The organism is Janthinobacterium sp. PSPC3-1 (genome assembly GCF_049896105.1).
Lineage (GTDB): Bacteria > Pseudomonadota > Gammaproteobacteria > Burkholderiales > Burkholderiaceae_D > Janthinobacterium.
The window spans coordinates 176643-184876 of sequence record NZ_JAFCTQ010000011.1 but is presented as its reverse complement, the minus strand read 5'-3'; the positions used below and the strand labels follow the sequence as shown (position 1 = coordinate 184876).

Annotated in this window: 5 protein-coding genes; 1 reads left to right on the top strand and 4 read right to left on the bottom strand. The window is 50.5% G+C overall.

All coding sequences use genetic code 11. From position 1 onward, the window contains the following. Positions 1–284: transposase (locus ACP7B7_RS14380; protein WP_426077079.1), on the bottom strand; the 284-nt coding region annotated here is incomplete at its 3' end. A 902-nt stretch (positions 285–1186) separates the two neighbouring features. Between ACP7B7_RS14380 and ACP7B7_RS14375 the strand changes: the two genes are divergently transcribed. Further along, positions 1187–1474, top strand: a complete 288-nt coding sequence (locus ACP7B7_RS14375; protein WP_426077078.1) for a hypothetical protein — start codon at positions 1187–1189, stop codon at positions 1472–1474. Between the two features lie 465 nt (positions 1475–1939). Here the strand turns inward: ACP7B7_RS14375 and ACP7B7_RS14370 are convergent, their stop codons facing one another. The 3 genes from ACP7B7_RS14370 to ACP7B7_RS14360 are packed head-to-tail and all read right to left on the bottom strand — an operon-like array spanning position 1940 to position 8026. Continuing rightward, on the bottom strand, positions 1940–3136 hold the full coding sequence (locus ACP7B7_RS14370; RefSeq protein ID WP_426077077.1) for a GIY-YIG nuclease family protein: 1197 nt from the start codon (positions 3134–3136) through the stop codon (positions 1940–1942). Beyond that, positions 3129–5249: a DEAD/DEAH box helicase gene (locus ACP7B7_RS14365; protein WP_426077076.1), complete on the bottom strand. Its 2121-nt coding sequence runs from the start codon at positions 5247–5249 to the stop codon at positions 3129–3131. The genes ACP7B7_RS14370 and ACP7B7_RS14365 overlap by 8 nt, the downstream gene beginning before the upstream one ends. Continuing rightward, positions 5246–8026, bottom strand: coding sequence for a class I SAM-dependent DNA methyltransferase (locus ACP7B7_RS14360; protein WP_426077075.1), 2781 nt, complete (start codon positions 8024–8026; stop codon positions 5246–5248). Before ACP7B7_RS14360 ends, ACP7B7_RS14365 begins: the two co-directional genes overlap by 4 nt. Between the last annotated feature and the right edge of the window lie 208 nt (positions 8027–8234).

Sequence of the window (8234 nt, the reverse complement as noted above, 5' to 3'; positions counted from 1 at the left end):
GCAAAGAAGGCCGATGCCTTTTTTAAGATAGTAACGTCCTGACGCAGTTGCTGATTTTCCTGCTCCAATTGCCGGATCCTTTGTTGCTCGGCGGTGAGCGGCTTCCCGATGCCAGGCTGGCCGTTCTGTTCAGCACTGTATTGGGTCAACCAGCGCCGGATCGCCGTCTGGCCGATGCTCATGGTCTCGCTGACGTTCTGGACGCTCTGACCCTGTTCCTTGATCATGCGCACTACTTCCAGCTTCAGGCTGGCATCGAATATTCTTCGTTTTCTTGTTGTCATGTTCAACTCCTCAGGTGGTGTATTTTCCACCTATCGAGGTGTCCGAGCAAATTAGACCACAGCACTCCGGCCGTGTGGCCTACGCGCCCCTTCGGGTGCGAGCATTTGCGGACCAAGTGGCTCGTGTCGAGATCGTGGACGGCACCTGTCTAAGAGCGTTCCGAGGGCATTTGCTTCGCAAATATCCCCGGGATAGGAAAAGAATGAACCCTACTGAACTTTGAATGTTTGTAAAAAGGGCTTGAGATAACGGCAGAATTTAAAAATAGCGGAGAATTTTTGCAGCAGCTTATTTTTGCATATACTTGTAGAGGAATATGCTGCCGCGAGCTACGGCGTTAGAATTTGCAGACAGGAAATAGATAAACATTCTCGCGGGGGGAGGGGGGGCGCCCTATGCTTCTCCCCCCGCACCTAGATGTTGAAATGCTATCATCTGTAGCTTGACAGTCTACTGCGATGGCTTACGGAGTAACCTTTATTGAGCGACGCTTGGCCCCTCTTTATTTGACTGGCGATGCTATCGTTCAAGCGCGCAGTGCGCGCTTCCTCGTTCATTATCGGGCACATTCGCGGGTTCGCAACTATGTTTCTCGGAACCCCACGCAAGCGGCTTAACTCTGCTTGGAGAGGTGCCGAGCTGGTTGAAGTGTCACGACCCGGCCGTATTTTTAAGTGAAACCGTGACGAGAACGAGCTACAAATACAGAATTTTCTAGTCCAGCACCGAGATAAAAAGCTCTTGAAACACGTCTCACTTTACTAGCAATTTATTGCTACTGAGAAATAGTGTATTATCGAAGTAGTTGCCCCCCGAACTATAACCAATGATTTTACGGAGAAAGCTATGAACTTCACGCGAAGAAGGTAGGCAATTCGCCTGCTCCTAACGAGGAGTAAAAATGAAGGTTATTACCAAGCGTGCTTTGAAAGACGGTACTACTTTGGTTTTGCAGCAGTTCTGTACTAATCGTATGTTCGTTATGGGGCTGCGTTTGATTCTGTGTAGGCCTGGTTTGGACATCGCCGACGTTCGCCGGATTGATCAACGTGAGGGCGGCATTGAGCTGCTGTTCCAGTGGACTGGACCGTGGAACGCTAATCCTGGGCCGCGGGCTCGCTGGACCAAAGTTTTGGCAGAAGGTTATACTAAGTTCGATGAGTTGGCAGAAAAGCTCGCCCAGAGTTAATGTCAATTTAGCATTAAAATTGGAAAAATACCGGCACACCACCGGCATTTTCATTTTTCGCTGCATTGGTCACTACTAGCACTCAGCTGGGGCTCCGGCCATCCCCTAATCCACCCAAGTTAAGCCAGCCAGCGCATTTTCTGTCAAATCAGAAATAATGCTTTACGCGATACCGGTTTTTGCGCAGCGGTCAATGAAGGTCTTTTTGATCTTCATTGATTTACTACAGTTATAGAAAAACATTCTCGCGGGGGGGGGGGGAAGGGCGGGGCGCTACTTTTCCCCCGCACTTAACGTTCATGTAACCGAGTATCGTGAGTAAAAGTGGACAAATTGTCTACCGCGATTGCCGGAAATTCGTGGTAAATTGACCTACGTATGTCTTCGAGAAAAAAACTAATGTGACTGATTCCACAGATTGTGGACACGTTTCCAACAGGAGTCCATTTTATTCTCCTTCTCTTGCTATGCCTGGACGACTAACTGGGCTGTCTTTGGGTCGTAGAGCATTTCGCTAATCGACCCATCACGAATATGTTGAACTGCCGTATCAATCACATGTAGCGGCACCAAGAACCACTCCCTCGGTTTAACCGAGTGTCCAAAGCGGTCTTCGATGGTCAAGTCGAGTTGTGCTGCGCCAAACAAACGGTGAAAGATGTTTTCCAATCTCGTACGGTTGACGTTGTGCAGCTTGTATGTGGCAATTATCTCCACTTCGGCTAAGAGATAGGTGGCATCTTTCTCCGCGCCTGCTATGCGAGTCTCAACTCTGCCGCCGGTTACTCCAATCTTGTGTATCAGCTCACGATGCTCGGCAACGAATGGATGGCTTGACAGGCTACGCAACACGTATATTGTTCCGACCTCTATGTCGTCTGGCTCTGAGGCGCTACCAAACAGCGGACCATCATCCTTGCGGATAAGGCGGCGGCCTACAGAGGTGTTTCCGTCAGGGTAGAGCGAACGTGAGAGTGAACGTAGCAACAAGTTGCTCTCGGTTTGGTTGTCAAAAATGACTCGCAGTCGCGGGTTGTCGCGTCCATCTTTTGTCTTATTTTCCTCGTACATTTCGGCCACGTAAGCTGTTTGACCACCAATGATGAAGAAATCCCTCACCTCAATACTGGCGTTCTTGACGAAGGGCTTGGTCATCCAGGCGCCCGCCTTGAGACCCGCTTGAGCTTCCTCGAAAAAAGGCTTGAAGTAATCGAAATCCACACATTGCGTGCGGTCTGCAATTTCTTCCGCTGCCTTGATTTCGACGTAGGACCTCACGTGACGCAGGACGGAGATATCGCCCTGACCAGCAGGTTCATTATCAATCCCCAATTCAGCCAGTAACGCGTCTTCGTCCAGGTCATCCACATTAACCAGGGTCGTGCCCGGACCAGAAAGCAAACCGGGGCGATCCAATCCAGCCAGCACAGTTTGTGCCTCGGGCAACTTGCGTAGCTGATCCAGACGAACGGCATATAGGCGCTCGAAGATGTCGCGGTCCTCGCCATGTAGCGGGGCACGTCCAGTTGCATGATGGAAATGCAGAATGTCCTCAAAACCCGCAATGATGCGTTCCTCGCGCGGGGTACGGCCCGAGGTCTTGAGTTGGGTGACTTCTACCCCCAGCGCGTCCAGCAGTTCGTCATCGTTCATATCAGCCATTTCTAGACTCCCCGTGCACCTGCGCTGCCTTGGCCTGCGCACGGTAACGAGCAAGAGCCGCTACGCCTTCGGCCATGCGCTTTTCCCATGCATCGGCAGAGTTTATGTTTGGCAGGCGGCCGCGCTCGTTCTTGAATTGCAAGGCGCGTTTGGCCAGCTCACGGGCTTCATCTTCAGGAATGCTTACCTTCTTGGCAGCAATGCTGGCCTGCACCTGGCGCAGCGATTTCTCATCCATCGCCTTTGCCAGCACCGCATATGCAGCATCGAAGGGGTTAATGCGGTCGATCAAGTCAATGTCCAGGTCACGAACATTGACGAATTTGCGCACCCCATCCAGCAGCGCCGTATTGCCTTGCGCTGTGCCGCTACCGCTGGCATCTGCATGCGCCAACGCCAGTTTGGCCTGTTGGGTGATGTTCATGGCGGCGACGGCGTGTTGTCGGATGGCCTCTTGGTCAACGTCGCTCAAGTCCGGATAACGCTCACGCACGATCTTCCCCATGCGTAGCTGGGTAAGTTCTTCGGGCAGGGTGTTTTCCTTGTCGAACAGGCCGCGCTCAAGCACAGTTTTTTCTTGCAGAAAACTTGTAACGACTTCGTTCAAATCCTCCTTGCAGATGCGTGTAGCCTCCGGGGTTTGCGGGGTTATCAGCCCATTAATCTCCACATGATACTGGCCTGTTTCCTGATTTACACCTATATTGTGCCCGCCCTCTTTATAGCCATCGTCGCCGTAATCGAAGCCATCCTTCGGGCCAGCGTTTTTTGGGGTGAACTCATAGCGCGGGGCAAGTACCTGTTCCATCAGCAGGCTGGCGGAAATGGCTTTGAGCATGTCGTTAACGGCTTCGGCCACTGCGGATTGCTCGGCCGCAGGCTCGGCGATCAGGTTAGTGAAGCGCGCTCTTTCCTTGCCATCAGCATCACGGGTGGCGCGGCCAATGATCTGCACGATTTCGGTCAAGCTGCTCCGGTAGCCAATCGTCAGTGCATGTTCGCACCAGATCCAGTCAAATCCTTCTTTCGCCATGCCCAGTGCAATGATGACGTCCACGCTGTCGCGGTTGTCCTTCTGCGCCGGGTCTTTCAATGCGCTGAGCACTTTGGAGCGCTTTGCAGCATCGCTGTCATCCACCAAGTCTGCAACTTTCAGGGTACGACCGTCATGAGCTAGTACCAGATGAAAGCCCGTGGCCGGATCAACGCCCTTCCATTCGCCCAAGCCGTGCATAATTTCGTTCACCTCGCGTTCCTTGTTTTTGAGGCTTTCACGGGCATTCACATTGGGAATATGGACGATGGTTTTCAGCGCAGGGTCCAACACCTTTGCAATGGCATTAACGTAAGGGCCTGTGTAAAAAAAATAGCCGATGTCCAGCGACTTTAGCCAACGATAGCCGTTGAGCTGCTCGTAGTAAGTGTAAGTAATCGTCTCGAATCTGGCCTCATCCGCCGGACCCAACACCGCTTCGCTGTCGCCACGAAAGTAAGATCCGGTCATTGCCACCAGATGCACCTTATCGCGGACCATGAATGAGCCCAACTGGCTACCCAGCTTATTGTCCGGGTTACTGGAGACGTGATGGAACTCGTCAATGGCAATCAGGCGGTTGTCGAAGGCTTGGATACCCAACTCTTCCACCGCAAAGCGGAAGGTGGCATGAGTGCAGACCAGCACCTTGTCGTCGCTCTCAAGAAACTTACGCACTGTTTCCACCTTAGATTTCGCCACACGTGGCTCGTCTACGCCAGGGGCATTGCACAGATTCCATTGAGGCGCCACTTGCCAATCCCAATAGAAGCCCTGCTGACTTAGAGGCTCATCGGTAAAGCTGCCTCCAATGGAACGCTCCGGCACCACGATGATGGCCTGCTGCAATCCTTGGTTGTTAAGTTTGTCCAGCGCGATGAACATTAGTGCGCGGGATTTACCCGATGCCGGTGGTGATTTGATTAACAGATACTGCTCGCCGCGCTTAGCATAGGCACGCTCCTGCATGGCGCGCATGCCCAGCACGTTGGCTTTACTGGACGCCCCGGACCGAGCTGTGGTGATAGACACCGACGGAATTGTATAAGTGTTGGTCGGATTGCTGGTTTTCTCACTCACGTTTTCTTTCTCCTTGTCACTTTCGCTATGGACTTGGCATTGGCCGGCACCGCCGTCATTTTTGAGTACATCTCAAATAGCTTCTCCAGCCGCTCAGTGTCGTTCTTGAAGCGACGACCGATGTAGATACGTTCCAGCACTTCGTCGTTGTACTCGTGAGCACGCCGCAGGTTCTCCGGCATCTTTTCCGGATCATACAAATCGGCAATAGTTGCAGGGAAATGTGCCTCACGAGCAAATAGGATGTCCTCGGCACAGGCCGTCAAATCGATCTTGTTCTGCTCAGTGAGTAGCGGAACCGGGAACGTGTTATATCCAAGAACATTGGAATAGCTAATCCGTTCCTCAAGCTTTCCACAAACAGTTTCGGCCCACACCCTCTGGAGCTTTGAAGAACATAAAGCAAGGACATAAATATCTGCCTCATAAATAGTAAAGAGCTTATTGGTGGCAATACTGTCCTGTGAGATCAAACCACAAGGTATGTATTCCCGTTTTTCAGATGAAACCTCAGGAACGACAATAGCTCTTTTCCCATAGCCCTGGATTTGGATGAAACGATGTGAGTCATATGCACGCTTACGCGTTGATTCAGCAGGACTTTGAAGACGAGCTTGCGTCACGCCTTCCAATCGTTGCAAAATTCGTGGTATCGTACGCGCTAGATTCAGTTGATCATCCTCAATCCAGATACAGTATCTGTCAACACCATCAATCAGCTCCTTTGAACCATACAATTTACGTAGGAAACCGGCTGCCTCTGGATTGCATTGTCGCAACTGCTCTTTTTCCGAAGGTGAAAGAATTAGATGTCCCCCATCGGTGGGTTGATTCCCCTTCAACATGCGTGGCAAGCCAGATATCGATTCGCTATGCCTTGGAATGAAGATGTCGTCAAAATCGAGAAGATATGGATTTATTCTTCCAACCTCTCTTTTGTTGCCTTCAAAAAATAAGAATTTTCGGCCAGGCTGGATTTTTCTAATTCCTACAACCACGCATGTGACGCCAGCATTCTTTGTCGCTAGATTACTCCACTTAAATGACGATTGTGCAAAAAATATTTCAACACCATTGGATAACAATGCAGGCCAAAGTAAATAAACCTGTTCGCCTTGGCAAATCGAATTTGTAGTTACAAAAGCTGCGCCTCCGCGATTTTCTTTGCAATATATTGACGCTAACCAAAACCAACCAGAAATATAATCGAGATTTTTATATTTCACGCCGTGGAGTTCAAGGAGACGTTGAATATCATCTTTTTGCTCCTTTGACTGCTTCGAGCTACCGACGTAGGGTGGATTCCCGCAAATATAAGTTTCTCCGCCTTCGTTCTCGAAGTCGATTTCCACCTGATTAAGCGGCGTGCCGAATAAATCATCGGCCAGCACTTTTACTCCCGTTCCAGTCGGCGGACAGATGCTCAACCAATCCAGCCGTAGTGCGTTCCCGCAGACAATCCAATTTTGCGCATCGAGCGGCAAAAATTCCTCCAACGCATCCTTCTGGCCGCGATATAGCACATCGCATTGGAACTCAGCAATAATGAGGGCTAGACGTGCAATTTCGGCAGGAAAGTCGCGCAGTTCGATGCCTCTAAAATTGGTCAACGGTATCTCACTACCGAGATTTTCCTCTTTCCGACGGCGGTTGATTTCAAATTCTATTTCGCGCATCTGTTTATAGGCAATGACGAGGAAATTGCCCGAGCCGCAGGCCGGATCAAACACGCGGATGCGCGCCATGCGTTTGCGCATGTTCAAAAGCTTGCGCTCGTTCTGACCAGCTTCTTCCAACTGCGCGCGCAGCTCATCGAGAAACAACGGATTCAGCACTTTAAGAATGTTTGGTACGCTTGTGTAGTGCATACCCAACGCGCTGCGCTCTTCATCATCGGCCACAGCCTGAATCATACTACCGAATATATCGGGATTGATTTGTTGCCAGTTCAAATTGCCGGCATGAACAAAGTATGTACGCGCCATACGTGTAAAGCGTGGAACTTCAGTACTGCCAGAGAACAATCCGCCATTCACGTATGGGAAACCATTGACCCAATTTGGCAACCTGGATTGAGCGTTGGCACGTTCAACTGATTTGATATTCATGGCGCGAAAAATTTCGGACACGACTTCATGGGTATTTGAACCATCGCGCTCGCTGTATTGTTCAACAGTCTGGGTAAACAGGCCCTTTCCGTTGAAAATTTCAGTGTCTTCAGCAAAAAAGCAAAAAATCAGACGCGCCATGAAATGATTCATGTCGTGGCGACGCTCGTTGGTGGCCCAGTCAGGGTTCTCACTCAACAACTCGACGTACAACTTGTTTAGCCTACCTGTAGCGCGCACATCGATTGGATTGTCCTGGATCTCTTTGATGACAGAGATGCCAGCCAACGGAAGAAAGAAACCGAAATGGTTGGGGAAGTCTAAATAGTTGCAGGCTCTCGTTTCACCGCCAATCAGGTCTTCTGCCTCAAGAGTTTGTCCGTCGGTTGCGAGAATAAACTTCGCTTTTGCCTTAATGGTGGCCGGACTTGCGCGCAATGCGTTAAGGGTTTCATTTACCTTGCCAGCTTCGCATACCGCAATATGGATATTGTTCCGCTGAAGCACGCCGCCTGGCACATCTGATGCGTTGTTGTTACCTGTCCGTAGACGTTTGAGTGCGGTATCTTTATTACCGAAAGCTGCGAGAAACGCAAACGGAAACTCCAACACATTGAAGGGTTGGAAGGCCAGTTCAGATATGGCTGCTTCAATCTCTACTGCATTCATGGGACATCTTGCATATGTAACATCTTGCCTATTTTCTACAAGGATGTGATTGTTGGTGACAGTCGTAAACACATGGCAGCCAAGTTAGGGTATTGCCTACTTGGCTGTCTGTGCAAGCGATGGTCAAAAATGGTCTGCCCGGGTAATCCCCTCCATCTTTAGAGCGAGCTAAAAGTAGAGGTTGAGCGGCCAAGGCAAGCTTCTGTTT

What these genes read in the sequence shown, in the direction of transcription:
- ACP7B7_RS14370 (WP_426077077.1), bottom strand. Translation starts at nt 3,136, where the DNA reads ATGGCTGATATGAACGATGACGAACTGCTGGACGCGCTGGGGGTAGAA.
- ACP7B7_RS14375 (WP_426077078.1), top strand. Translation starts at nt 1,187, where the DNA reads ATGAAGGTTATTACCAAGCGTGCTTTGAAAGACGGTACTACTTTGGTT.
- ACP7B7_RS14360 (WP_426077075.1), bottom strand. Translation starts at nt 8,026, where the DNA reads ATGAATGCAGTAGAGATTGAAGCAGCCATATCTGAACTGGCCTTCCAA.